Origin of the sequence: Selenomonas sp. FOBRC9, from assembly GCF_000287655.1 — a bacterium.
In the GTDB taxonomy this organism is placed as follows: Bacteria; Bacillota; Negativicutes; order Selenomonadales; family Selenomonadaceae; genus Centipeda; species Centipeda artemidis.
This window is the reverse complement of sequence record NZ_ALJR01000016.1, coordinates 1-25,224: the sequence shown is the minus strand read 5'-3', so window position 1 is coordinate 25,224 and position 25,224 is coordinate 1. Positions and strand designations below refer to the sequence as shown.

21 protein-coding genes, 1 pseudogene and 1 riboswitch are annotated in these 25,224 nt (G+C 58.7%); of the genes and pseudogenes, 17 read left to right on the top strand and 5 right to left on the bottom strand.

From position 1 onward, the window contains the following. Positions 1-18: 18 nt before the first annotated feature. From HMPREF1147_RS03980 to HMPREF1147_RS03965, 4 genes are read left to right on the top strand one after another with little or no spacing between them, the layout of a single operon-like run. Positions 19-1,038: an iron ABC transporter permease gene (locus tag HMPREF1147_RS03980; RefSeq protein WP_009657783.1), complete on the top strand. Its 1,020-nt coding sequence runs from the start codon at positions 19-21 to the stop codon at positions 1,036-1,038. Between the two features lies 1 nt (position 1,039). Further along, the gene (locus tag HMPREF1147_RS03975) at positions 1,040-1,816 is read left to right on the top strand and encodes an ABC transporter ATP-binding protein (protein ID WP_009657794.1); all 777 of its coding nucleotides are present in this window, start codon (positions 1,040-1,042) and stop codon (positions 1,814-1,816) included. Then, positions 1,813-2,814, top strand: coding sequence for an ABC transporter substrate-binding protein (locus HMPREF1147_RS03970; RefSeq protein WP_037351117.1), 1,002 nt, complete (start codon positions 1,813-1,815; stop codon positions 2,812-2,814). The genes HMPREF1147_RS03975 and HMPREF1147_RS03970 overlap by 4 nt, the downstream gene beginning before the upstream one ends. A 19-nt stretch (positions 2,815-2,833) precedes the next feature. Then, positions 2,834-4,744: a TonB-dependent siderophore receptor gene (locus tag HMPREF1147_RS03965; protein WP_009657780.1), complete on the top strand. Its 1,911-nt coding sequence runs from the start codon at positions 2,834-2,836 to the stop codon at positions 4,742-4,744. A gap of 75 nt (positions 4,745-4,819) precedes the next feature. On the opposite strand, the gene HMPREF1147_RS03960 is transcribed toward HMPREF1147_RS03965, so the two are convergent. From HMPREF1147_RS03960 to HMPREF1147_RS03940, 5 genes are all read right to left on the bottom strand, one after another. Beyond that, on the bottom strand, positions 4,820-5,599 hold the full coding sequence (locus HMPREF1147_RS03960; protein WP_009657787.1) for an ABC transporter ATP-binding protein: 780 nt from the start codon (positions 5,597-5,599) through the stop codon (positions 4,820-4,822). 1 nt (position 5,600) lies between these two features. After that, the gene (locus tag HMPREF1147_RS03955) at positions 5,601-6,656 is read right to left on the bottom strand and encodes an iron ABC transporter permease (protein WP_009657796.1); all 1,056 of its coding nucleotides are present in this window, start codon (positions 6,654-6,656) and stop codon (positions 5,601-5,603) included. Between the two features lie 5 nt (positions 6,657-6,661). Beyond that, positions 6,662-7,678 (bottom strand): ABC transporter substrate-binding protein, encoded by a 1,017-nt coding sequence (locus HMPREF1147_RS03950; RefSeq protein WP_009350227.1) that lies wholly within the window; start codon positions 7,676-7,678, stop codon positions 6,662-6,664. Positions 7,679-7,794: 116 nt separating this feature from the next. Beyond that, positions 7,795-10,251, bottom strand: coding sequence for a TonB-dependent receptor domain-containing protein (locus HMPREF1147_RS03945; protein WP_009657776.1), 2,457 nt, complete (start codon positions 10,249-10,251; stop codon positions 7,795-7,797). 38 nt (positions 10,252-10,289) lie between these two features. Next, on the bottom strand, positions 10,290-10,631 hold the full coding sequence (locus HMPREF1147_RS03940) for a hypothetical protein (protein ID WP_009657806.1): 342 nt from the start codon (positions 10,629-10,631) through the stop codon (positions 10,290-10,292). A 175-nt stretch (positions 10,632-10,806) separates the two neighbouring features. Then, positions 10,807-10,990, bottom strand: a riboswitch (cobalamin riboswitch). Between the two features lie 256 nt (positions 10,991-11,246). Here HMPREF1147_RS03940 and HMPREF1147_RS03930 point away from each other — a divergent pair. The 13 genes and pseudogenes from HMPREF1147_RS03930 to HMPREF1147_RS03870 all read left to right on the top strand — a co-directional run. Next, positions 11,247-11,717: a YhcH/YjgK/YiaL family protein gene (locus HMPREF1147_RS03930; protein ID WP_009657785.1), complete on the top strand. Its 471-nt coding sequence runs from the start codon at positions 11,247-11,249 to the stop codon at positions 11,715-11,717. A 123-nt stretch (positions 11,718-11,840) separates the two neighbouring features. Beyond that, positions 11,841-14,504 carry a valine--tRNA ligase gene (locus HMPREF1147_RS03925; protein WP_009657790.1) on the top strand — a complete coding sequence of 888 codons (2,664 nt, stop codon included), beginning with the start codon at positions 11,841-11,843 and terminating at the stop codon, positions 14,502-14,504. A 9-nt stretch (positions 14,505-14,513) separates the two neighbouring features. Then, a complete protein-coding gene (locus tag HMPREF1147_RS03920; protein WP_009657803.1) occupies positions 14,514-15,815 on the top strand; it encodes a folylpolyglutamate synthase/dihydrofolate synthase family protein in 1,302 nt (433 codons plus the stop codon). 4 nt (positions 15,816-15,819) lie between these two features. Then, positions 15,820-17,166: an O-antigen ligase gene (locus tag HMPREF1147_RS03915; protein WP_009657808.1), complete on the top strand. Its 1,347-nt coding sequence runs from the start codon at positions 15,820-15,822 to the stop codon at positions 17,164-17,166. Between the two features lie 2 nt (positions 17,167-17,168). Next, positions 17,169-17,822, top strand: coding sequence for a redox-sensing transcriptional repressor Rex (locus tag HMPREF1147_RS03910; protein ID WP_009438154.1), 654 nt, complete (start codon positions 17,169-17,171; stop codon positions 17,820-17,822). A 290-nt stretch (positions 17,823-18,112) separates the two neighbouring features. After that, complete coding sequence (locus HMPREF1147_RS03905; RefSeq protein WP_009350218.1) at positions 18,113-19,609, top strand: acetyl-CoA hydrolase/transferase family protein; 1,497 nt, start codon at positions 18,113-18,115, stop codon at positions 19,607-19,609. Between the two features lie 77 nt (positions 19,610-19,686). Then, entirely contained in the window at positions 19,687-21,333 is a 1,647-nt protein-coding gene (locus HMPREF1147_RS03900) for a methylmalonyl-CoA mutase (protein WP_009350217.1), read from the top strand. Positions 21,334-21,370: 37 nt separating this feature from the next. After that, a complete protein-coding gene (locus HMPREF1147_RS03895) occupies positions 21,371-21,766 on the top strand; it encodes a cobalamin B12-binding domain-containing protein (RefSeq protein WP_009657784.1) in 396 nt (131 codons plus the stop codon). Between the two features lie 99 nt (positions 21,767-21,865). Further along, positions 21,866-22,804, top strand: coding sequence for a methylmalonyl Co-A mutase-associated GTPase MeaB (meaB, locus tag HMPREF1147_RS03890; RefSeq protein WP_009350215.1), 939 nt, complete (start codon positions 21,866-21,868; stop codon positions 22,802-22,804). Positions 22,805-22,863: 59 nt separating this feature from the next. Then, entirely contained in the window at positions 22,864-23,280 is a 417-nt protein-coding gene (mce, locus tag HMPREF1147_RS03885) for a methylmalonyl-CoA epimerase (protein WP_009350214.1), read from the top strand. 107 nt (positions 23,281-23,387) lie between these two features. After that, the gene (locus tag HMPREF1147_RS03880) at positions 23,388-24,917 is read left to right on the top strand and encodes an acyl-CoA carboxylase subunit beta (protein ID WP_009438198.1); all 1,530 of its coding nucleotides are present in this window, start codon (positions 23,388-23,390) and stop codon (positions 24,915-24,917) included. Positions 24,918-24,935: 18 nt separating this feature from the next. Next, positions 24,936-25,073, top strand: a complete 138-nt coding sequence (locus tag HMPREF1147_RS12160) for a hypothetical protein (protein ID WP_009350212.1) — start codon at positions 24,936-24,938, stop codon at positions 25,071-25,073. Positions 25,074-25,125: 52 nt separating this feature from the next. After that, positions 25,126-25,224, top strand: a pseudogene (locus tag HMPREF1147_RS03870) (acetyl-CoA carboxylase biotin carboxyl carrier protein subunit); the annotation flags it as partial.

The window sequence follows — 25,224 nt, the reverse complement described above, 5'->3', positions numbered from 1 at the left end:
AAAGGAGCACTCGTGCATATGAGGCGTATACTGACAGCGCCGCCCGTACTCGCGGCAGTGGTCGCGATCGTCGCGCTCTATGCGGTCTCTGCGGGCAGCGTCGCCGTTCCCGCATCCGATACGCTCGCCATTGTGACGGCGAAGCTGATGGGGCATGAGCCGTCCGTTGATCCCGCGGTGACGGACATCATCTGGGAACTGCGTGTGCCGCGTGTACTGCTTGCAATGACGGCGGGCGCGGGGCTTGCGCTTGCGGGTGTTGTGATGCAGGCGTCCGTGCAGAACCCGCTTGCCGAACCGTTCATCCTCGGCATCGCCTCAGGGGCGTCCGTCGGCGCGACGCTTGCGATCCTCCTCGGCTCTGCGGCGATCCCCTTCGGTGTGCCGGGGGCGGCGTTTCTCGGCGCGATTCTCGCAACGCTCGCCGTGCTCATGCTCGCGGGGATTCACCGGCGCGTATCGACAGTGAAACTCGTGCTCGCGGGCGCGGCGATCAGCGCGCTCTGCGTTGCCGCGACGAACTTCATCGTCTACATGGCGGCGGATGCGGAGGGGATGCAGTCCGCGGCATTTTGGACGATGGGATCGCTCGCCGATGCGAAATGGCGCAGTCTCTTCCTGCCCGTCCTCGTTGTGAGCGCGCTCGCCGTGTACTTCCTCTCGCAGCTGCGCACGCTGGACGTGCTCCTCCTCGGCGAGGAGCTGGCGACGACACTCGGCATCGATGCGAGCGCGAAACGGCGCCGTTATATGGCGTTGCTTGCGCTACTGACGGGCGTCCTCGTCGCGACCTGCGGCATCATTGGTTTCGTGGGGCTCGTCGTGCCGCATCTCGTGCGCGCCTTTACGGGGGCGTCGCATCGGCGGCTGCTCCCCGCGACGCTCCTCATTGGGGCGATCTTCCTCATCGTCGCGGATCTCATCGCGCGGACACTTCTCCCCTCGGGCGATCTGCCCATCGGCATCATCACCGCGCTCATCGGCGCGCCGCTCTTCATGAAGCTGCTCTTTGGCAGCGGCGGGAACTTCGGAGGCTGATATGAAGGAGATTCGCATTGAGGGGCTGAAATTCCGCATCGACGCAAAAGAGATCCTGCACGGCATCTCCGCCGCGCTGCCCGCCGACCGTTTCGTCGCGCTCCTCGGCCCCAACGGCTGCGGCAAGTCCACGCTGCTCAAACACCTCTACCGCGTACATCAGATTCAAGAGGGCGCGGTCTACTTCGACGGCGTGCCCATCGCCGACATCCCGCTGCGCGCGGCGGCGCAGGAGATTGGCGTGATGGGGCAGTTCCACGCGGTGGACTTTGATTTCTCCGTGGAGGAGATCGCGCTCATGGGGCGCGCCCCGTACAAGGAGAGTTTTGAGGAGGATACGGCGGCGGACTTTGCCCTCGTCCGCGCCGCGCTTGAGAAGGTCGGCATGGCGGACGCGGCGGCGCGCAGTTTCAACGAGCTGTCGGGCGGCGAGCAGCAGCGCGTCATGCTCGCGCGCTGTCTCGTACAGGAACCGCGCCTGCTCATCCTCGACGAACCGACGAACCATCTCGATGTAAAGTACCAGCTGCATCTGCTGCACCTCGTCAAAGGCCTCGGCATCGGCGTCATCGCGGCGCTCCACGACCTCAACCTCGCGGCGATGTTCGCCGATCTGCTCGTCGTCATGAAGGCGGGGGAAATCGTAGAGATCGGCGCGCCGCGCGAGGTGATCACGGAGGATATGCTGCAAAGTGTCTACGGTGTTGCGGCACATGTCGACCATGACGCGGCGGGGCTGCCGCTCGTCGACTACCGTACGGGAGCGTACGCGCCATGAGGCGGCGGATGCGCGCGGCACTCTGTCTGCTGCCGCTCCTCGCCGTCACCGCGCTCATTCTCTTTCTCTCCTATACGGAGGGGCGCGGGGCTGAGGAGGCGGCGGGCACGCCGGGCGGCGAGACGTTCGTCACGGCGGACAGCGACGGGCACCCGACGACGTTCACACTCGTGCATGTGCCGGAGCGTGTCCTCGTCACTTATCCCGGGGCGGCGGAGCTGATGATCGACCTCGGCATCGCGGATCGAATCGTCGGCGCGATCGCGCCGTATGGGGAGGAGCCGCCTGTCTATAGGGACGCTTACGCCGCCCTGCCCATCCTCGGCGCGCCCTATGTGCCGAGCCGCGAGGAGGTGACAGCGCTGCGCCCCGATCTCATCATCGGCTGGTCGCATCACTTCACGCCCGACGCGCTCGGCGACGTGCACAATTATTTCCGCAAGGGGATCGGATGCTACGTCGTCCCCTCCACCGTGCGCAAAGGGCATCCGACGCTCGACGGCACGGTCTATCCGTTCATTGAGGATATGGGGCGGATGTTTGCGGTGGAGGAACGTGCCGCCGCCTATGCTGCGGGACTGAGGGCGCGTTCCGCAGCGGTTGAGGAGCGGACGCGCGCACGGGGCAAAAGGTATACGGCGATGATCCTGCAGGCGCACGGGAGCAGCCTCTATAGTCTCTACGGCGCCACATACATCATCGACGACATCGCGCGGCGGGCAGGCGCGGACAATGTGACGGAGCGGCAGATGAACGGCGTTGGACCCGAGCGTGTGCTCGGCTTTGCCCCCGACGTCGTTATCTATGTGAATCCGAAGAATATCTCCGCGGAGGAGGCGCGCGCCGAGCTGCGCGCGGATGAGAATCTAAGGAATATGCGGGCGATCCGCGAGAACCGCATCATCGTCGTTTCCTACGCCGATGTGAACAATGGGAACGGGCGCACGATCACGGCGCTTAAAGATATTTCCGCGGGGCTGGATGCCCTCGCGGACTAGGGAATTGGGAGGATTTATTATGAAGAAGAATGTACTGCGCGGGCTTGTGGCGGGGGCGCTGACCGTCGGAGCAGGGCTTTGTACACCGGTGTACGCCGCCGATACCGATGATATGGGAATGGAGAGCTATACGTTAAACGATGTGATTGTCACTGCGAGCCGCAGCGATACGCAGATCGCCGATGTCCCCGCCGACGTCACGCTCATCAGTGAGGCGCAGATCGAGCGCGGCAACTACAAGAGCGTCTCGGACGCGCTGGCGGGGGCGAACATCAACGTCGTCAAGAAGGGCTTTGCCGCCTATCCGATCATCAACGGCGACTCGCGCGTGCTCGTCATGGTCGACGGGAAAAAGGTCAACTGGGATCATCTCATGGTCAGCGGCGACGACAATGCGGTCAACGTGGATCAAGTGCCGATGGAGAACGTCGAGCGCATTGAGATCGTGCGCGGGCCGAACTCCTCGCTCTACGGCGAGCGCGCCGTCTCGGGCGTCATCAACATCATCACAAAGCGCGCCAAGACGGGCAAGCCGTCCGGATCGCTGAACATGCAGCTCGGCGCGTGGGGGGAAAAGCGTGCGGGCGTCTATGTGACCGGCGGTGATGCGAAAAACAGCATCAAGGCAAGCGCTGCGCATGAGCGCAGTCATGATTTCCGCTACCGGAACGCGGACGGAGACACGCGCACCTTTGGCAACAGTGACATCAAGCATACGGACTATACGATGGGTTATGACCGCATCATTGGCAATGACCGACTGAGCTTTGACTTTTCACGGCACGAAATGGACGATGGATTCGGTGTTTTGTTAAAGAACCCAAAGACCGGCGAACCCACCTACACGGGGCGTCAGGAAACGCTGAATACCGCCTATGGCATCACCTATATGTTCGGCTCGGAGAAGGACGGCGAGGGGACGTTCCTGCGTTATTATCGCAATGAATCCACGGCGGATTCGCCGTTTGGCGCGCCGTATAATCATAAGCTGCGCCGCAACAGCTTTGAAGGACAAAAACTTTGGATGTTGGGCGATAAGAATATGCTCGTCGGCGGATTCCTGTGGGCGAAGGAAAGCATCTATGAGAACAACGACGGATCGGAGATGAACGCGTCCGCGACAACGAAGGCGATCTTTGCTGAGGACGACTGGCAGCTTGGCGGCGGGTATGCGCTGAAACTCGGCACGCGGTACGAGCATCACAGTGACTTCGGCGGCGATGTCGCCTCTCATATCAGCTTGAATAAAAAATTTGGACGCAATACACACGTCTATTTCTCATGGGGGCAGGCAGTCAATAATCCAACGCTTAAAATGCGCTATGCCGACACCCCGTACATGAAGGGCAATCCAAATCTCAAGCAGGAGAAATCACAGACCTATACCCTCGGGGCGGAAAGTCAGCTCTCGCGCAAGTGGAACGTCTCGGCGAGCATCTATAAGAGCAAGGTAAAAGATGCACTCAACTGGTCGTGGAACGTTTATACGCGCTATTACAATGTGGACAACGAGGATCGCCGCGGTATGGAGCTGAGCGCGCGCTACCGCGCAAGCAATGCATGGACGGTGCGCGCCGCCTATAGCTATGCGCATGTCGAATCGACGGATACGAACAAAAACTATCTTTCGACGAATACACGTCCGAACGGGTATAACCTTGGGCTCTCCTACACGATGAACCGTTGGAGCGCGGATGCGGATCTGAACTACGTCACGGGGCGGAGCATCGAGCGGTTCACCGATACGAGTTATCTTACCCTCGACCTCGGTGTGAATTATCGGGTGAGCGATGCGTTCAAGGTCTATCTGAAAGGCTATAACCTCACAAACGAAGCCTATGAATCCATTGGCATCGGCTTCGGCGCGCAGCGCGGCGCCTACGCTATGCCCGCTCGGCACTTCGTCCTCGGCGCGACATATAATTTCTAAAAAAATATCGCGCACAATAAAAGACTGCCGCACAAAGGTGTTGACCAATGTGCGGCAGCCTTTTTTGCGCACCGGTTACGGATGCTCCTCGTACTGCGGCAGATATACGATGTTCAGCCGACCCGTATCGGGGTGGATGCTGACAGTGGAGCGCACCTCGTAGAGATCGTAGATAAACTCCTCCGTGAGGAGCTCGCGCGGCGTGCCGAGACCGACGACTTGACCCTGCTTAATCGCGATGAGGCGGTCGCAGTAGAGCGCGGCGATGTTGAGATCATGGATGGCGGCGGCAACGGTCAGACCGAGCCCCTTTACGATGTCCATGATCTGGAGTTGATACTTGATGTCGAGGTGATTTGTCGGCTCGTCGAGGATCATGCACTCCGTCTGCTGTGCAAGCGCACGCGCGAGGATGACGCGCTGCTGCTCGCCGCCGGAGAGACTGGAGAAGCTGCGCTCCTCGAACGCCGCCATGCCGACCACCCCCAGCGCCTTGCGTGCGAGCTCATAGTCGCGCAGATTGTCGCGCTCGAGTAGCTTCTTGTGCGGAGAGCGCCCCATGAGTACCACATCGAGCACGGGGAAGTCAAAACTGTAAAAATTGTGCTGCGCGACGACAGAGAGCCGTCGTGCAGACTCTTGATAGGAAAAATCGTCGAGTGGACGCCCGTCAAGCGAGATCGTTCCCTCGCTCGGACGCTGCACGCGGTAAATGCATTTGAGAAACGTGCTCTTGCCGCTGCCGTTCGGTCCGATGATGCCGAGAAACTCCTTATCGTGCAGATGAAAATCCATCCCTTTGAGAATCGCCTGCTTACCGATGAAGAGCTTCACGGCCTCCGCGAGTATTTCCATATCAGTTTCCTCCAAATCCGTAAGTGCGTTTCACCATGAGATAGATGAAGCAGGGGGCGCCGATCATCGAGATGAGGATGCCGATCGGCAGCTCCGTGCGCGGGATAATTACGCGGCACAGCCCGTCGGCGACGACGAGAAAGACGGCGCCGGAGAGCGCGGCCACGGGGATGAGCCGCTTATGATCTGTGCCGATGAGCATACGGACGACGTGGGGAACGACGAGACCGACGAAACCGATCATGCCCGCCGCATAGACCGCGAAGCCGACGATGAGCGCGCTCACGAGCAGGTATGCCTGCCGATAGGCGTGCAGATCCTTGCCGAGCGTGACGGCGGATTCGTCGCCGAGCAGCATGAGATTGAGGATGCGGCTCTGCGTCCAAAAGAAGAGAACGGCGAGGACGACAATACCGCCGATGACGGGAAGCGTATCCCAGTTCGCGCCCGCGAGACTGCCCATCAGCCAGTAGGTGACGGTTTGAATGCCGTCCTTGTTGTTGGCGAAATAGATGATAAAGCTTGAGAACGCGCTGCACACGGCGCTGAGCGCCATGCCGCCGAGCAGGAGCTTCACCGCGTTGGCACGGCCGCCGAGGTTTGCGATGAAGAGCACGCCGAGCGATATGGCGAACGCGCCGACGAATGCCGAGACGCCGACCGCGTTCTCGCCGAACGCCGCGCCGACGCCGAGGAGAACGGCGGCGGTCGCTCCAAGCGAAGCGCCCGAAGAGATGCCGAGAATGTAGGGATCGGCGAGCGGGTTCTTCACGATGGCCTGCATGATGACGCCGCAGACCGAGAGTCCCGCGCCGATGGCGACGGCGAGGAGAAGGCGCGGCAGGCGCAGGAGCCAAACAATGTCGTGTACCGGACCTTTACCCGGCGCGTCGACGGGCGTGCCGCTCGCGAACTGTGCGCCGGCCGCGCTCCAAATGGCCTCTGCGGGCAGATGCACCGTACCGATGCCGAGCGCCCAGAAGATCGCCGCGCAGAGAAGCAGGAGGAGCAGGAGACAGACGCCGAGCACGCCCCATTTTTGAAAAAAGTTCCGCATATATTTTACTCCTTATAAAGTGACGGGTAAAGCCCTGCGGCGATGATTCGGATGCCGTCGTACGTGCGCGTTCCGGCACTGTAAACCGTGTAGAGGGGGAGCGTATCGACGCGCCCCGCGCGGATACAGGAGAGGCCGCGCAGCGCGGGAGTGTCGCAGAAGCGCGCTTTGATTTCCGCCGCGCGGTCGTAATCCGACTCCACGACGACGAGGAAAATCGCATCCGGATCCATCTCGATGATCTGTTCGAGGCTGAGATTCAACCCGTCCGCGCCGAGATTTTCCGCGTGCAGCGCGCGCAGGATATCGCCCGCGAGGGAGTTGTCCCCGTACGCGCGGATATCTCTGCCCATCGGCTCGATGACAAGGGCGCGCGGGCGGCGCGCAGCGTCACGCGTCTGCTCCGCGACGAAAGCGATTTCGCTGCGCATGGCGCGGACGAGTTCCTCTGCGCGCGCCGGATGCCCGAGGATTTTACCGAGGTTCAGAATATCCCGGCACTCGTCGTCGATGGTTTTTCTTGCGCGTGCGGCGGACGAGGAGGGGGCGATATAGGTGTGAATCCCGCGCGCATGCCAAAAATCCGTACCGCGCAGCACCTTCGGGGAGAAGGTTGACGCCCATCCGATGATGAGATCCGGTTCCATCATGAGGACGGTTTCGACGTCAAGATTTTCAAGGCTCGTATAGGGAATGCGGTCATAGGCCTCTTGATATGCGGGGCTGAGATATTTTCGATCGGGGACGCCCATGCCCGCGATGAGACGATCGCCCGCACCGAGCGCGAGCGGCGTCTCGATAGAGTTCTGCCACACGGCGACGATGCGGCGGGGCGGGGCGTCGTATGTGTCCGTCGCCGGGTTGCCCTTGGCGTCGATGTTCTCGATCGTCACGGGATAGCCGGCGCGCGGCGACACATCCGCCGGCGCGGGTGTCTGCGCCGCATTTTCATTGACGCGGACGATCGGCGCACAGGCGGCGAGGAGAAGGGCGCACAGCGCCGGCAATAACAATTTATACATGAGATATACCTCAAAAATACGGCGTTACGGGGGCGGCGTATGTGTTTGCGCTGCTCAAAAAGGGGCTATTGCATCATGCAACAGCCCCTAGGGAGCGGTCTATATGCCGCGGCGCATTAGAAATTGTACCGCGCGCCGATCATCCAGCTCCGTCCCGGCATCGCCGCGCCGCCGAGGCCCGTCCATGAATTGAACGACGTCTCGTAGCCTTGGTTTGTCAGATTGTTGATGACCATATACGCCGTCAAATCCTTTGTGACTTCGTAGTTGAGATTCCAGTCGAGGATGAGAAACCGGCTGCTTGTAAAGGCATTGCGGCTCGCCCCTGTATACCAGTTGGCAAGCAGCCCCGTATAAAGTCTGCCTTTTTCATAGGACAGATTTAAAGCATAGTGATTTGCCGGGCGCAGACGGTTGATCTGCGTATTGATATCATGTCCTCCTTGATATCCCCAGTTCGGATCGAGTATCCAGCCAGATTTTGCTGACCATTTGTCCAACATATGAGAGTAGGAGGCACTCATCGTTACATGTTTATTAAACTTGTGGTCAAAGGTTAGGTTAAAGGATTTTTTATCCTCACGCGCGTTGACCGCCGTACTGCTGAATTCTGTTCCGTCCCAGATGGGAAGTGTTGCGACGGCATTGCTCATGCGCGTCCAATCATAGTGAACTGCCGCTGATGTCCGCTCGGAGAATTCTTTTTGAACACCGATTGTCCATACATTCCCGCGTTCATCTTCAAGAGGCGTGTTGAAGACGCCGTTGACCTCCGTATAATCACCTTGGCGCAGCGGACGGTAAATCTTTGTCCAACCAAAATAAAGGCTGGTGGAGTAGTCGAATGTATACTGGAGATTGAGTGCGGGCGTGATGAGATGCGACTTTCCTTTGCCTTGTACAGCGTCGCCTGTCGTTGTTGATTCATAAGAAGAATAGTAGGAGTAGCGCAGGGCAGGCGTAATGTCAAACTTATCTGAGACATGAATCTTATCCTGCACATAGCCGAGAATCGAGCTGCGCGTTGTGTGCGATTGCCGAACCGTACCGTTGTTGCGGAGACTCTTGGAGAAGTTTTTGGCGCGATCATAGGTGAGACTTGCGATTACGTCATTTTTGCCAAGTGCCTTCGCATATTGAACTTGCACCCCGCGGTTCCGTTCCTCCTGCCAGCTTGTCGGTTCTTTTGCCGTACCGCCTGTTTTTGCAAGCCATTCTTTGACTCTGTTTTGATCCCCGCCCGGGAAGGGGGCGAGGTTTTCTCGAATCCACTCTTGCAGCTGCTCGTTCGTTGCGCCGTGCGGGAATGCTGCATGATATTCGTTTGCCAAATCGGTGGCGCTCTTATTTCCCAAACGCCACCGATAATAGTCTCTGTTGGCGTAACGATGGTTCTGATCGTAGAGCCGCACAAAGCTCTCCATACCATTCTCCTTATGGAACGTCCATGTCAGCTCCCAATCGTTGTTCTTAAATCTGCTGAAAGAGCGGTACACTTGCCCGTCGAGCGCAAAGAGATTGCGGTAGCCGGGATTCCGCGTTGCTCCCGCGAGCGTCCGCTCCGGCTTCCAAATGTGATCATTTGGGTCGATCGCGCCCTTGATGGCATTGTTTGCATCAAGTTGACCAACGGCAGCGTTAAAAATGATTCGGTTCCAATCAGACTCGTTCCAATATTTTTGTGCAGGAGTTGCGATGGGATAGCCATCCTTGCCCTGCTTGAAGTTATACCAGAGTTTGAGGTTCTGTTTGTCACCGAGCTTTTTGTCGAGACGGATATTCAGTGCGTCCTCTTTGAACTCTGATCCGCCGAGCGTGCCCGTGATGCCTGATTCGCCGTCTACAAATTTCGTATCGCCGCTCATATTACGGCTCGCAGTAAAGAAGTAGCGCAGGTCATGCGGAGAGAATGCATTGCCCGAGAGCGTGAGCGCATAGTTATGTTTATGCCACGCGCCAGTGGAAAGGTCAAGCGTTCCGCGTTGCTTTTCGCCGCCTTTGCGCGTGATGATGTTGATGACACCGCCCGTCGCATCAGGACCATAAACGGATGCGCCCGGGCCTTTGATGACCTCGATCTTATCCACGCTCTCGATACCGAGCATCTGATCGAGATTGACACCTGTCGACTTGGTGCCGGAGGTACTGGTATCTCCGACACGCGTACTTGTGAGATTGTCCACACGCCGTCCGTCGATGAGAATAATCACACGCGTATCCCCGTTGATCGAAATGCCGTTGTTGTAGAACTCGTAACCGTACTCGCCGCCGCGGTAGCCGGGATTCTGGAACGTGATGCCCGGGATGCGCTTGATCGCCTCGGTCAGATCAAGATAATGACGTTTCTCGATCTCCTCGCGTGTGATGACCTTGACATCGCCGCCCGTGCGATAGTAGGACTGCTCGGTGATCGTATCGCCGAATTGATCCTTCGTACGCTCAGCGCTGACAACGACATCGTCCAGCGTATACTCGTTGAGATTCTCGTCATGCGCCGCGTAGACGGTGTCGTGCCCTCCGCCAATGGATATGAGTGCTATAGCGACGAGCGCGGACAGCTGTTTCTTCTTCATACCGATAGTTCCTCCTCAATGTTTCTAGGGTCTGCGGATTACCACCGCGCTCCGTTGATGTAAGAGAATTCGTAGTTTTGTTCTGTGACCCATGTTTTCCACTGACCCTCGAACGAACCGAAGTTCAGTGTCAGACGCTTTGTCTCACCCGCAGGGACTTTGCACATGGGCAGACGCTTTGGTGTGCCGATGAATTGGTAGGTTGTGCCGTCGGCGCGCGTGAATGTGATCTGCATGGTGAAGTCGTTCAGCGCCGTGACGGTGATGTCGTCGCGGCGATTCTCGAAGGTACCTGATACGCAGAGGTCTCCCCCGGACAGCCACACCTTTGTCGTCGTCCATTCGAGCATCATCGGATCGCCGGAGACCTCTGCCGCCATTCCTCTGCCGCCTGTGCACAGGACAAGCAGAAGAGCAAAGAACAACATCCTGTATAAACGCATTTCCTCACCCCCTTTTGGAAAAATCTCACAAAAAAACGGCGTTCTCCGCACAGGAAAAAGCCGTCATACCGCCGCTGTGGGCGCGGCTCTCCTCCCCATCGCTCGTGGGTCAGGCGGTGAGCGTCAAACAGGCAGTTCTCCCGGCTCGGAATCATCGCGCGGCTGCGCCTTCCCAAGGAGACGATCTCCCCAGTGACATCATACAGCATTGCTCTTCCTTACGGTGGCGGGACCGCTTTGGCTTCACACCGAATTCCCTATTAAGTCCAAAGGACACCTGTTCCGTTTAAGTTTATGATATTATTATAATGCGCGCTTATTATATTATAGGGGAATGGAATTTGTCAAGATGGATTCGGGTGGAACAGAAAAAAATATGCAAAAATATCGAATGTTTATAGCGGATGATTTTATCTTGCATGAAAGCGTGTCATTCGCTAGAATGAAGTTTAAGAGGCACTTGACATGGTATTTCTACGAATATGGTTTGGCAGTATGCGGAAAGCTGCTGCAGTGGCCGTAATATAGAGATTAATTAAGGAGGATTAACATATGCAAACCGGACAACTAAAGGAAATGGTGAAGGATAAGTCGCTGCCGGCGCCGATTCAAAAGGCGCTGCAGGTCTTGCATCTGCGCGATATTGCGAATATGGCGGCGGGGCGTGTGGAGATTGCGGGCGAGGATATGTACGCGGATGTGTTCGACGCGGTGACGCGGCGGTACGGCGACCAGCGTGCGGAGGCGCACGAGCAGTATTACGATGTGCAGTACCTCGCGCGCGGAGCGGAGCGGCTGCACTATGCGCCGCAGGGCACGGAGGGAGAGGTCGCGGCGCGCATCCCCGAGCGCGATCTGATCTTTTACCGCGGGACGCCCGATCCGGAGTATATCGACGTCGTGCCGGGGACGGTGACGATCTTTGCGCCGGGGGAAATCCACCGCCCGACGGTCGCAGCAGGCGAGCCGATGGAGATCCGCAAGGCGGTCGTTAAGGTTCATTCGTCTCTCATGACGTCGTGATCCTTGCAAAAAATATTGTTTTGTGCTACTCTTACGTAGTATTTCATACCAAAATAAACGACGATGTGCGGGCGCCCTCGTCCCCCTCGGGACGGGGCGCTTTTTTCGGGAGGAACGAAATAGATGTCAGAAGAGCAGGGCGCCAATATTCCGAAGAACTACGATCCCGCTTCCTTTGAGCGGAAATGGTATGCGTATTGGGAAGATCACGGATTTTTTCATCAAGAGGCGGACGAGAGCCGCGAACCGTACAGCGTCGTCATCCCGCCGCCGAATGTGACGGGACAGCTCCACATGGGGCATGCACTCGACAATACTCTGCAGGATATCCTCGTGCGGTATCAGCGGATGCGCGGGAAGAACGTCATCTGGGTGCCGGGCTGCGACCATGCGGGCATCGCGACGCAGGCAAAGGTCGAGGAGTCGCTGCGCGCGGAGGGGACGACGCGGTTCGACCTCGGGCGCGAGAAGTTTCTCGAACGTGTGTGGGCGTGGAAGGAGCAGTACGGCGACCGCATCATGTATCAGCTGCGGATGCTCGGCTCGTCCTGCGACTGGGCGCGCGAGCGGTTCACGATGGACGAGGGATGCTCGCGCGCGGTGCGCGAGGCGTTCGTCAGTCTCTATGAGCACGGGCTCATCTATCAGGGGACGCGCATCACGAACTGGTGCCCGTCCTGCACGACGGCGATCTCGGACATCGAGGTGAACCACGAGACGGAAGAGGGGCATCTCTGGCATCTGCGCTATGCGATCGAGGGGACGGACGATTACGTCGAGATCGCAACCACGCGCCCCGAGACGATGTTCGGCGATACGGGCGTCGCGGTACACCCGGACGACGAACGGTACAAACATCTCGTCGGGAAAACGCTGATTCTGCCCGTCGTGGGACGGCGCATCCCGCTCTTTGCCGACGCCTATGTCGATCCCGCATTTGGGACGGGCGCGGTCAAGGTGACGCCGGCGCACGACCCGAACGACTTTGATATGGGGCTGCGCCACAATCTGGAGCAGATCATCGTCATCGATACGGAAGGGAAGATGACGGCGGGCGCGGGGCGTTATGAGGGCATGGATCGCTATGCCTGTCGCAAGGCGCTCGTGCAGGAGCTCGAGGAGATCGGCGCGCTGGTCTCGACCGAGGGACATGAGCACGCGGTCGGACACTGCTCGCGCTGCGGCACGACGATCGAGCCGCTCGCCTCAAAGCAGTGGTTCGTCCGCATGGAGGAACTTGCAGAGCCCGCGATCGCGGCGGTGCGGGACGGGCGTATCCGCTTTGTGCCCGATCGCTTTACGAAGATTTATGAAAACTGGCTCGAGAATATCCGCGACTGGTGCATCTCGCGTCAGCTTTGGTGGGGACACCGCATCCCCGCGTGGCACTGTGACGACTGCGGCGAGACGAGCGTTTCGCGCGAGGATTTGACGGCGTGCGCGCACTGTGGTTCGACACACATTCGGCAGGACGAGGACGTCCTCGACACATGGTTCAGCTCGGGGCTTTGGCCGTTTGAGACAATGGGATGGCCGGACGATACGAAGGATCTGCGTCATTTTTACCCGACGGCGGCGCTCGTCACGGGCTACGACATCATCTTCTTCTGGGTGGCGCGCATGGTCATGATGGGGCTGCGGTTCGGCGGCGACGTGCCGTTCCGCGACGTATTCATCCACGGGCTCGTGCGCGACAGCGAGGGGCGCAAGATGTCAAAGTCCCTTGGCAACGGCATCGATCCCGTCGAGGTCATTGAGAAATACGGCGCGGACACGCTCCGGTTCATGCTCATCACAGGCAATACGCCGGGCAACGATATGCGTTTTTACTGGGAGCGCGTCGAGGCGGCGCGTAATTTTGCCAATAAGATATGGAACGCATCGCGCTACATGCTGATGAATTTCGAGGGGGCGGACACCTCCTTCGTCCCCGCGGCGGAGGACTATACGCTCGCCGACCGCTGGATCCTCTCGCGCTGTGCGGTGACGGCGCGCGACGTGACGGCGAACCTCGAGAAATACGAGCTCGGCGAGGCGGGGCGCACGATCTATGAGTTCCTCTGGAGCGAGTTCTGCGACTGGTACATCGAGCTGACGAAGGCGCGGCTCTACGATAAAGAGAATATCCGCGCGAAGAATACGGCACTCTATGTGCTGCGCACCGTGCTCGAGCGGACGCTGCGTCTCCTGCATCCCTTCATGCCGTTCCTCACGGAGGAGATTTGGCAAAAGCTGCCGCATGAGGGCGAGAGCATCATGACGGCGCACTGGCCGGCGGGGCATGAGAGCGACCTCGATGCGGCGGCGGAGCGCGATATGACCGCCGTCATGGAGGTCATTAAGACCGTGCGCAACCTGCGCGCGGAGCTCGGCACGCCCCCGGGCAAGAAGAGCGAGCTCATCCTGCGCGTGACGGACGGGGCGCTGCGGGAGGTCTTTGCGGCGCACGAGGACTATTTCTTCGCGCTTGCCTCCGCTTCGTCCGTGACGTTCCTCGCGGCGGACGCATCCGATCCGGAGAATGCGGTGACGGGGGCACTCGCGGGCGCGGCGGTCTATCTGCCGCTCGCGGGGCTGATTGACGTCCCGAAGGAGCGCGCACGCCTTGAAAAGGAACAGGTAAATCTCGAGAAGGAGATTGCTCGCCTGTCGGGCAAGCTCGCCAACGCGGGCTTTACCTCCAAAGCCCCCGTGCAGGTGGTTGCGGCGGAGCGCGAAAAGCTCGCGGGATATGAGGAGAAAATCGCGCTCCTCAGAACCCGCCTTGCGGATCTCGCGAAACTCTGAGGTACGCCGATGGACTATCAAGAGTCACTGGCATATCTGGACGAACTGAATACGTTCGGTATCCGCTTGGGTCTCTCGCGGATGGAGGAGCTGTGCGCGCGGCTGGGGCATCCCGAGCGCGCGTATCGGACGATCCACATCGCGGGGACGAACGGCAAGGGCTCCGTGACACAGATGATGGATGCCGTGTACCGCTCGGCAGACATTCGCTGCGGACGTTATATGTCGCCGCATCTCATTTCCTATACGGAGCGCATGAGCGTCGGCGGAGAGGACATCTCCGAGGAGCGGTTTGCCGCGCTCTTAACGCGCGTGCGTGCGGCGGCGGACGCGATGACCGCGGAGGGACATGAGCACCCGACGCAGTTCGAGGCACTGACGGCGCTCGCGTTCCTCTATTTTGCCGAGGAGAAGGTGGAGATCGCCGTCATTGAGACGGGGCTCGGCGGTCTGCTCGATTCGACAAATGTCATAGAGCCGATGCTGACCATCATTACAAATGTCGCCATGGATCACGCCGACCGCTGCGGCGGTACGCTCGCGGGCATCGCCGAGCACAAGGCGGGCATTATCAAGGAGGGCGTGCCTGTGATCACGGCGGCGTCGGGTGAGCCGCTTGAGATCATCCAAGCGCGTGCGGAGGAGATGACGGCGGACGTCTTTGTCTATGGCGAGGACTTTTCTGCCGATATGATTTTCCCGGCGGGCGGAGGGCAGCGCGTTGCGTTTCATTCGCTTGTCTGCCGTGAGCCTGCGCCGTTTGAGCTCTCACTTGCAGGAACCTATCAGGCGGAGAATGCCGCCCTCGTCATCATGGCGGCAAAGCTCCTCGAGCGCGATGATGCGCGCATTACGGAAGAGGCGCTGCGGACGGCGCTGGCACATGTGCGGCATCCCGCGCGCTTTGAGATTCGATCATGGGCGGCGGGGGACGCCGTTGTGGACGGTGCGCATAATCCGGCGGGGATGGCGGCGCTGCGGGCGAGTCTTGACCGCTATTTCCCGAAGGAGCAGCGTGTCTTTGTGCTTGGCATCCTCAAGGACAAGGACATCGACACGATGCTCAGTATCCTTCTGCGTCCCGGGGATGTGGTCGTCACGGTACGTCCGAATTCCGAGCGTGCAGCGGGCGCGGATGTCGTCGCTGCCGTCGCCGCTGCGATGGGGCTGGATACCGTTGCCTGCAGTGATGTGGAAACGGCGCTCGTTGAGGCGGAGCGGCGCGCACACGGCGATGCACTGCTCGTCGCTTGTGGGTCGCTCTATCTTGTCGGCGGCGTGCGCAAACTCCTGCGCGCAGCGGGGAGGTGAGCGGATGGCGGAGGATTACGTCAAGCAGCGCCGCCGCTTCCGGCGGCGCCGCCGATGGGGGGCACGCATGGGCGCCGTCATGCGTTATGCAGTGCTCGCGGAGGCTTTCCTCATCCCTCTCGTACCGCTCGCTGCGATGGCAGTCCTGCTCGTCGGATGCGGGGCACTTGCGCTTCGGCTGCGCATCGATCCGGAGTTCCGTCTGCGGCGGCTGCCGTACGATGCGCCCGCGCTTCTCTTTGTCGTCATCGCATTGGCATCCGTCGCCGCTGCACCGGATAAGGCGTTCAGTTTCTACAACTTTTATCATCTTGTCCCGGTCTATGCGCTGACCTACCTGCTCGCGGGTCAAACGCTGCGCGACACGGCGTCGCTGCGGCATACGGTACTCGTCATGGCAATTGCCGCAGGGATTGTCATCCTTTACGGATTCTATCAGTTCATTTTCGGCATTGATATCTCCGCGATGAAATGGGTGGACGGCGAGTCCTTCCCGGAGCTGTCGAAACGGGTTTTTTCCACATGGGAAAATCCGAATATCCTTGCAGGCTATCTCGACATCGTTGCCTGTATCGCGGTTGGTCTCATGACCGGGCTTCAGCGTTGGCTGCGCATCCTTGCAATTGTCCTTCTCATCGCAGCACTCGCGTGCCTTGGCATGACCTATGCGCGCGGCGCGTGCCTTGTCATTGCCGCGGTGCTTGCAGGCTATGGCATCTTGCGTGATTTGCGCATCCTCGCGGGAATTGCGGTGATTTGCGGGCTTGTTCTTGCCTTTGACCCTGTGCTGACGGATCGGCTGCTCTCGGTATTTACGCACATTGATACCTCTTCGGAGATGCGTCTCGCGTTCTGGGAGAGCACTGTCGCGATGATTTTAGACCATCCCTTTCTCGGCATTGGGTGGGGGATGTACTTCGTGGTCTATCCCGATTACGATTTTTACTTGCAGGGCGCGCCCGTGCAGATCGTACACGCGCACAATATGTATCTGAACTACGCCGCAGAGATCGGCATCCCCGGGGCGCTCGCGTTCCTGTGGTTCTTTTTCGGGACGCTCGTGCTTGCTCTGCGCACAAAGCGCGATACGCCGCCGTGGGAAGCGCAGCTCGCCGTGCATGAGCGGGCGTGGAAAACGCTCGCCGACGTGCGCGCGGGGCTCGAGGCGTGGCGCAGTGATAAATTTATTGACGGGCTTAGCCTGGGTCTGGGGCTTGCATTTTGCTCCGTCGCTCTGAACGGGCTCACCGATCACCTGTTGTTTAACATTCCGTCCTCCATGCTGTTGTGGATGCTTGCCGCAATGACGGCTGCCGTACATGCGATCGCGGGGGAACGGAAGGAAGGATGAGTATGCAGGAAAACAGTTCAATTTCCAAGGCAACGGTAGACAGGCTTCCACGGTACTACCGCTGTCTGCGTCTGCTCGCGGACGAGGGCGTCGAGATCACGTCCTCTGAAGAGATCGGCAGGCGTACCTCCGTCAATCCCGAACAGATTCGCAAAGACCTTGCGGTCTTTGGTCAGTTCGGAAAAAAAGGCGTCGGGTATTACGTCGCTGAACTCAAGGAAAATATCGGCGGGATTTTGGGGCTTGACCAGCGGTTTAATATTGCCATCGTCGGCATGGGACATCTCGGCGTTGCACTTGCAAACTATCAGGGGATCACGCGCCTTGGTTTTCGCATCGCCGCGCTCTTTGACGTGAATCCCGTCGTCATCGGAACGCGCCTCGGCGAGCGGCGTGTCGAGGACATTGCGTACCTCCCCGAGATCGTCGCCGAACGCGGCGTTCAGATCGGCGTCATCGCCGTGCCTGCCGCGCATGCACAGGAAGTTGCCGACAGACTGGTAGGAGCGGGGATACGGGGGATTTGGAATTTCGCTCCCGTGAAGCTCTCTGTGCCGGAAAACATTCCGCTGATCAGTGAGGATCTGTCCGTCGGACTCAGCAGTCTTTCTTATTCGCTCACACATATTGCGGTTGAAGATGAAGAATTGTCATAGAAAAATAATATAGAATAGCGCTTGCGTGCACTTTTTTTCACAAATCACAGAAAATGCCGTCAATACAATCTTGACGGTAATTTTTTTTCGTGATATTCTAAGGGGCAGATATAATTGGCATATGCAGCTATGATAACTCGTAACTATTCAAAGCGTTTACATCTACTCTCCACGGAGGTTTTTACCTCATGTTTTGGATGGATTACGAGTGTTCCGGCGCGGTGCCATAGATGTATCAGAAGAGCAGCCGCCAAGAGAACTGGTCGGTGTAGCAAGAGGGAGGTTTTTCTATGATCGATATTTCCGATCGCGTACCTAAGTCCCTTGCGGACAAAATCGTGAGTGCGGAAGTAGCTGCCGAGTATTTTAAGGACGGCATGACCATCGGTGCGAGCGGCTTTACGCCGTCCGGCTATCCGAAGGCAGTGCCCCTCGCCATCGCGGAGCGGATGAAGAAGAGCCCGTTCAAGGTCAATCTTTGGACAGGCGCATCCACAGGTCCCGAGCTGGACGGCGCGCTCGCCGAGGCAAACGGCATTGAGCAGCGTCTGCCCTATCAGACGAACACGCCGCTGCGCAATCAGATCAATTCGGGAGCAGTGAACTACATCGATATGCACCTTTCGGAAGTCGCGCAGCAGAGCCGCGAGGGCTTCCTGGGCAAGATCGACGTCGCGCTCATTGAGGCGGTTGCGATCACCGAGGAGGGCATCATCCCCTCGACCTCGGTCGGCAACACCCCGTCCTATGTGCAGACCGCGGATGTGGTCATCGTCGAGGTCAACACCAGCCAGCCCATGGAGCTGGTCGGAATGCACGACATCTATATCCCGCTCGATCCTCCGAACCGTCTGCCGATTCCCATCACGAAGGCGGGCGACCGTATCGGCACGAACTTCATTCCGTGCCCGCTCGAGAAGATCAAGTACATCGTCCCCTGTGACATCACCGACAAGACGCGTGCGCTCGCACCGCTCGACGATGCCTCGCGCAAGATGGGTGCGTTCACGGTCGAGCTTCTCAAGAAGGAGATCGCGGCGGGGCGTATGCCCAAAGGGCTTCTCCCACTCCAGTCGGGCGTCGGCAACGTGGCAAACGCCGTTATCGCAGGCTTTGTCAACTCTGACTTCACGGATCTTGAGGTCTATACCGAGGTCATTCAGGACGGCATGTTCGACCTTGCGGATGCCGGCAAGCTGAAGTTTGCATCCGGCACGGCGTTCTCTCCCTCTCCGGAAGGGCTGCAGCGCTTCTACAAGGACATCGACAAGTACAAGAAGATCATGATGCTCCGTCCGCAGGAGATCTCGAACAACCCCGAGGTTGTCCGTCGTCTCGGCGTCATCGCGATGAACACCGCGATCGAAGTCGATATCTACGGCAACGTCAATTCCACCCATGTTACGGGCACGAAGATGATGAACGGCATCGGCGGCAGCGGCGATTTTGCGCGCAACGCCTACCTCACGATCTTTTACACGACGTCCGAGGCAAAGGGCGGAAAGATCTCGTCCATTGTTCCGTTCTGCGCACACATTGACCACGGCGCACACGACGTTGACGTCGTCATCACGGAGCAGGGCGTTGCGGATCTGCGCGGCAAATCCCCGCGCCAGCGCGCCCTCGAGATCATCAACAACTGTGCACATCCGGACTATCGTCCGATTCTGCTCGATTACTACAACCGTGCGCTTGCGGCAACCAAGGGCGCACAGACACCGCATCTGCTCGATGAGGCGCTTTCCTTCCATCAGCGCTTCGTAACAACGGGGTCGATGCAGAAATAAAACAGATAAAAGGTGCAAAAAGCACTTTAGCGCACAAAGCGCAAAAACTGAAAAGAGCATAGGAGGAAAAAATCCAAATGAGCAATGAGAAAATCCAGGCGGAGCTTGATCAGTACAATGCCAACGTAGAGAAGGCAACCGCAAAGTTCCCCGCGCGCCCGAACATTCCGGCGCAGGGGCTTTACACCCCGCTCGACATCAAGGAGACGGACTACGCGGAGGATCTCAGTTTCCCCGGCGTTTATCCCTATACCCGTGGCGTTCAGCCGACGATGTACCGCGGGCGCTTCTGGACCATGCGTATGTACGCGGGCTTCTCCACAGCGGAGGAATCCAACAAGCGCTATCGTTACCTCATCGAAAGCGGTGCGACGGGGCTTTCCTGCGCGTTTGATCTCCCGACGCAGATCGGCTACGATTCCACGGATACCATCGCTGAGGGCGAGGTCGGAAAGGTCGGCGTTGCGATCGATTCGCTTGCCGATATGGAGATCCTCTTCGATCAGATCGACCTCGGCAAAGTCTCCACGTCCATGACGATCAACGCACCGGCTTCCGTTCTGCTCGCGATGTATATCGCTGTGGCAGAGAAGCAGGGCGTCTCCGCGGACAAACTCAAAGGGACCATTCAGAACGATATTCTGAAAGAATACGCGGCACGCGGTACCTATATTTTCCCGCCGCGTCCGTCCATGCGTCTCATCACGAACATTTTTGAATATTGCTCCAAGAACGTGCCGAACTGGAACACCATTTCCATCTCCGGCTACCACATCCGCGAGGCAGGTTCCACCGCTTCGCAGGAAATTGCATTCACCATTGCGGACGGCATCGCCTACGTTGAAGCCGCCATCAAGGCGGGGCTCAGCGTCGACGACTTCGCGGGACGTCTCTCCTTCTTCTGGAACGCACACAACAACGTGCTCGAAGAAGTTGCGAAGTTCCGTGCCTCCCGCCGCGTCTGGGCAAAGGTCATGAAAGAGCGTTTCCATGCGCAGAAACCCAAGTCCATGATGCTCCGCGTTCACACGCAGACGGCCGGCTCCATGCTGACCGCGCAGCAGCCGAACAACAACATCGTCCGCGTTGCACTCCAGACCGCAGCTGCGGTTATGGGCGGCACGCAGTCGCTGCATACGAACTCCCGCGACGAAGCGCTCGCGCTTCCGACGGAGGAATCGGTTATGGTCGCTCTCCGCACGCAGCAGATCGTTGCGTATGAAAGCGGGCTTGCCGACGTCATCGATCCGCTCGCAGGCTCCTACTATGTAGAGGCCATGACGAACCGCATCGAGGCGGAGGCATGGGAATACATCAAGAAGATTGATGATATCGGCGGCGCTGTTGCGGCGATCGAGAAGGGCTATATCCAGAAGGAAATTCAGGACAGCGCTTACAAGTGGCAGATGGATGTTGAGTCCGGCGCGCGCGTCATCGTCGGTGTCAACAAATTCCAGGTGGAAGAGGAAGCTCCGAAGAACCTGCTCAAGGTTGACGCTTCTGTCGGCGAGAAACAGAAGGCCAAGGTTGAGGCTATGAAGGCAAAGCGTGACAACGCCGCCGTTCAGGCTGCTCTGGCGGATCTGAAGAACGCCTGTGCGGACGAGGACGAGAACCTCATGCCGCATATTCTCGCAGCGGTCAAGACCTACGCAACGCTCGGCGAGATCTGCGGCGTGATGCGCGAAGTCTTCGGCGAATACGAAGCACACGTCAACCTGTAATGAATTGGTGAATGCAAGGTTCAGGAGGAATATAAAAATGGCAGAGAAAATCAGAGTACTCGTTGCGAAACCCGGTCTTGATGGGCATGACCGCGGCGCGAAGGTCGTCGCACGCGCACTGCGCGATGCCGGATTTGAGGTCGTTTACACAGGTCTTCGTCAGACGCCCGAGGAGATCGCGGAAGCGGCACTGCAGGAAGACGTCAACGTCATCGCGATGAGCATCCTCTCGGGTGCGCATCCGCATCTGTTCCCGAAGGTCGTGGATCTCGTCCGCAGCAAGGGCATGAACGACGTCCTGATCATCGGCGGCGGTGTGATCCCCGAGGGCGACATTCCCGCACTCAAACAGGCGGGCGTCGCAGAAGTCTTTACACCCGGAACGCCGACCGGCGCGATTGTTGACTTCATCAAGGCACATGTAAAAGCGTAACAAACGCATTTTTAGAAAGGTGGATGGCAGCGGAATCTCTTCACTGCCATCCACCTGACATGTTTTGATGGAAGCAGCGACGCGAAGGAGGCGGGTAATATGGATATCGCCGCCGAAGTGCTGCGCGGCAATCGCCTTGCCCTCTCACGCGCCATTACGGCGATTGAGAACGAGCGCGAGAGCGCGACGGACATCATGAAGGCTCTTTATCCACACACGGGACACGCCTATGTCCTCGGCATTACGGGACCCCCCGGTGCTGGGAAAAGCACCATGACGGATAAGATTGCCAAGGAATACCGCAAACGCGGGAAAACCGTCGGCATCATCGCCGTCGACCCCACAAGCCCCTTTTCCGGCGGCGCCATCTTGGGCGACCGCATCCGTATGAACGACCTGACGCTCGACGAGGGCGTATTTATCCGCAGTATGGGAACGCGCGGCAGCCTTGGCGGGCTTTCGCACAAGACTGCTGACGCGGTAAAGGTCATGGATGCGTTCGGCAAAGATATCATCTTTGTCGAGACCGTCGGTGTCGGGCAGTCCGAGGTGGACATTGTGCGGGCGGCGGACACTACCATGGTCGTTTTGATCCCCGGTATGGGCGACGATATTCAGGCCATTAAGGCGGGCATCTTGGAGATCGGCGATGTATTCGCCGTCAACAAGTCCGATCTTGACGGTGCGGATAAACTCGTCCGCGAAATCAATATGATGCTGGATCTTGACGATCATATGTCAGACTGGCGGCCGCCGATCCGCAAAGTCGTTGCCAACCGCAGCGAAGGAATCGAGGATCTGGTGGACACGCTCGAAGAACACCGCGCCCATATCGAAGGAAACGGCGTCCTCACGGAACGGCGGACACGCCGTACACGCGACGAGATGCTCGACATCCTCCATGCGGGGGTGGGGCGCCATATCGAAAAACGAATCGTCAGTACCGGACGGCTCGACGCGTATGTGGCGCAGATCAAGGCACATGAGACAGACCCCTACACCGTAGTGGGCGAGGTCATGGCCGAAATGTTGTCATAGGGAAATACCGAGCGCCGGATCACTCTGCGCGGGCATTTCCTTGATGAGGAGGATTAACAATGTTCAAGGTTTTGGGAATCGATCACATCGGTGTCGCAGTGAAAGACCTCGAAGAGGGCAAATCGTTCTGGTCGGATGTCATCGGCATCCCCTGCACGAATCAGGAGACGGTCGCCGAGCAGAAAGTCACGACGACGTTCCATCCGACCCCGAACGGCAGCGAAATTGAGCTCCTGATCGGCACGGCGCCGGACAGCCCGATCACGAAGTACATCGAGCGCAGCGGCGAGGGCATCCAGCATGTCGCTCTGCGTGTCGACAATATCGAGAACGCAATTGCCGACCTCATGGCAAAGGGCGTCCGCATGATCGACGAGAAGCCGCGCATCGGTGCGGGCGGCGCAAAGATTGCGTTCCTTCATCCGAAAGCGACGAAGGGCGTTCTCCTTGAGATCTGCGAGCATGAGGATCGCTGAGGCGGCTCTTCTACGCATATCATTTCATTGGGCGATTCCCCGGCAGAGCGCGACTCATCCCCGCCGCACTGCCGTAGATTCCACATATAAACATCAGGAGGGATATGATGTCCACAGTCCAGGAAAAAATTGATGAGATGCTCAAGAAAAAAGAGCATGTCATGCAGGGCGGCGGCGCAAAGAGCATCGAGAAGCAGCACGCCAAAGGGAAGCTGACGGCGCGCGAGCGTCTCAACCTGCTCTTTGACGAGAGCAGCTTCGTCGAGCTCGATCTGTTCGTGAAGCATCGCTGCACGAACTTCGGGCAGGAGGAGAAGGAACTGCCCGGCGAGGGCGTCGTTACGGGCTACGGCACGGTCAACGGCCGTCTCGTCTATGCGTTCGCACAGGACTTCACCGTCGAGGGCGGCTCGCTCGGTGAGAAACACGCCCACAAGATTTGGAAGGTCATGGATCTCGCGATGAAGATGGGCGCACCGTGCGTCGGCATCAACGATTCCGGCGGCGCACGTATCCAGGAGGCAGTCGACGCGCTCTCCGGCTACGGCGGCATCTTCTACCGCAACACGAAGGCTTCGGGCGTGATCCCGCAGATCTCCGTCATCATGGGACCCTGCGCGGGCGGCGCCGTTTACAGCCCGGCACTCACGGATTTCATCTACATGGTGAAGAACACGAGCCAGATGTTCATCACGGGCCCTGCGGTTATCAAATCCGTCACAGCGGAAGAGGTTACGGCAGAGGAACTCGGCGGCGCGATGACGCACAACAGCCGCTCCGGCGTTGCGCATTTCGCAACGGAGAACGACGAGGACTGCATCGAGCAGATCCGCTATCTTCTCTCCTTCCTCCCGAGCAACAACATGGAAGAGACCCCGCGCGTTGATACGGGCGATGATCCGGATCGTCAGGACGAGTCGCTCAACTCCGTTGTGCCGGACAACCCGAATGCACCGTATGACATGAAGGACGTCATCCGCAGCATCGTCGACAACGGCGAGTTCTACGAAGTGCACGAGCACTACGCAAAGAACATCATCTGCTGCTTCGCACGCTTCGATGGCCGCGCGGTCGGCATCATCGCGAATGAGCCGAACGTCATGGCAGGCTGCCTCGACGTTGACGCATCCTGCAAGTCCTCGCGCTTCATCCGCTTCTGCGATGCGTTCAATATTCCGCTCGTCAACCTCGTCGACGTTCCGGGCTTCCTCCCGGGTGTCAACCAGGAGTACAACGGCATCATCCGTCACGGCGCAAAGATGCTCTACGCATACAGCGAAGCAACCGTGCCCAAGGTGACGGTTATCACGCGCAAGGCATACGGCGGTTCCTACATCGCAATGTGCAACCGTGAGCTCGGCGCGGATCAGGTCATGGCATGGCCGACATCCGAGATCGCCGTTATGGGACCTGCGGGCGCAGCCAACATCATCTTCCGTAAGGATCCGGATAAGGAAGCGCGCACAGCAGAATATATCAAGGAATTTGCGACGCCGTACAAGGCGGCAGAGCGCGGCTACGTCGATATGGTCATCACGCCGAGCGAGACGCGTCCGTACATCATCACGGCGCTCAACGCACTCTCGAGCAAGCGTGAGGCGAACCCGGCGAAGAAGCACGGCAACATTCCGCTCTAATTCCTTAGGAGGGATAGCATGGCTAACAGCAGCGTTGCACCGGAAATTATCGCCGCCATCACCGCCGCCGTTCAGTCGGCGATGGGCAGCAAGGTCGTCGCTGTCAGCATTAAGCCGGCAGAGATCTGGACGATTGCAAATCGCAGCAGTATCTGAGGAATCCCATCATACCGGAGACTTTGGAATAAACACGTTGGAGGAATCACACATGAAAAAGTTCAACATCACTGTCAACGGCACCGCCTATGACGTAGAAGTCGAAGAAGTACGCGGCGGCGCATCGGCAGCTCCGCGCGCAGCGGCTCCC

Coding starts and splice junctions, on each gene's coding strand:
- HMPREF1147_RS03905 (WP_009350218.1), top strand. CDS start 18,113: ATGATCGATATTTCCGATCGCGTACCTAAGTCCCTTGCGGACAAAATC.
- HMPREF1147_RS03975 (WP_009657794.1), top strand. CDS start 1,040: ATGAAGGAGATTCGCATTGAGGGGCTGAAATTCCGCATCGACGCAAAA.
- HMPREF1147_RS03965 (WP_009657780.1), top strand. CDS start 2,834: ATGAAGAAGAATGTACTGCGCGGGCTTGTGGCGGGGGCGCTGACCGTC.
- HMPREF1147_RS03940 (WP_009657806.1), bottom strand. CDS start 10,631: ATGGCGGCAGAGGTCTCCGGCGATCCGATGATGCTCGAATGGACGACG.
- HMPREF1147_RS03880 (WP_009438198.1), top strand. CDS start 23,388: ATGTCCACAGTCCAGGAAAAAATTGATGAGATGCTCAAGAAAAAAGAG.
- HMPREF1147_RS03955 (WP_009657796.1), bottom strand. CDS start 6,656: ATGCGGAACTTTTTTCAAAAATGGGGCGTGCTCGGCGTCTGTCTCCTG.
- HMPREF1147_RS03895 (WP_009657784.1), top strand. CDS start 21,371: ATGGCAGAGAAAATCAGAGTACTCGTTGCGAAACCCGGTCTTGATGGG.
- HMPREF1147_RS03930 (WP_009657785.1), top strand. CDS start 11,247: ATGCAAACCGGACAACTAAAGGAAATGGTGAAGGATAAGTCGCTGCCG.
- HMPREF1147_RS03945 (WP_009657776.1), bottom strand. CDS start 10,251: ATGAAGAAGAAACAGCTGTCCGCGCTCGTCGCTATAGCACTCATATCC.
- HMPREF1147_RS03980 (WP_009657783.1), top strand. CDS start 19: ATGAGGCGTATACTGACAGCGCCGCCCGTACTCGCGGCAGTGGTCGCG.
- HMPREF1147_RS03960 (WP_009657787.1), bottom strand. CDS start 5,599: ATGGAAATACTCGCGGAGGCCGTGAAGCTCTTCATCGGTAAGCAGGCG.
- HMPREF1147_RS03900 (WP_009350217.1), top strand. CDS start 19,687: ATGAGCAATGAGAAAATCCAGGCGGAGCTTGATCAGTACAATGCCAAC.
- HMPREF1147_RS03950 (WP_009350227.1), bottom strand. CDS start 7,678: ATGTATAAATTGTTATTGCCGGCGCTGTGCGCCCTTCTCCTCGCCGCC.
- HMPREF1147_RS12160 (WP_009350212.1), top strand. CDS start 24,936: ATGGCTAACAGCAGCGTTGCACCGGAAATTATCGCCGCCATCACCGCC.
- HMPREF1147_RS03910 (WP_009438154.1), top strand. CDS start 17,169: ATGCAGGAAAACAGTTCAATTTCCAAGGCAACGGTAGACAGGCTTCCA.
- HMPREF1147_RS03915 (WP_009657808.1), top strand. CDS start 15,820: ATGGCGGAGGATTACGTCAAGCAGCGCCGCCGCTTCCGGCGGCGCCGC.
- meaB (WP_009350215.1), top strand. CDS start 21,866: ATGGATATCGCCGCCGAAGTGCTGCGCGGCAATCGCCTTGCCCTCTCA.
- HMPREF1147_RS03925 (WP_009657790.1), top strand. CDS start 11,841: ATGTCAGAAGAGCAGGGCGCCAATATTCCGAAGAACTACGATCCCGCT.
- HMPREF1147_RS03920 (WP_009657803.1), top strand. CDS start 14,514: ATGGACTATCAAGAGTCACTGGCATATCTGGACGAACTGAATACGTTC.
- HMPREF1147_RS03970 (WP_037351117.1), top strand. CDS start 1,813: ATGAGGCGGCGGATGCGCGCGGCACTCTGTCTGCTGCCGCTCCTCGCC.
- mce (WP_009350214.1), top strand. CDS start 22,864: ATGTTCAAGGTTTTGGGAATCGATCACATCGGTGTCGCAGTGAAAGAC.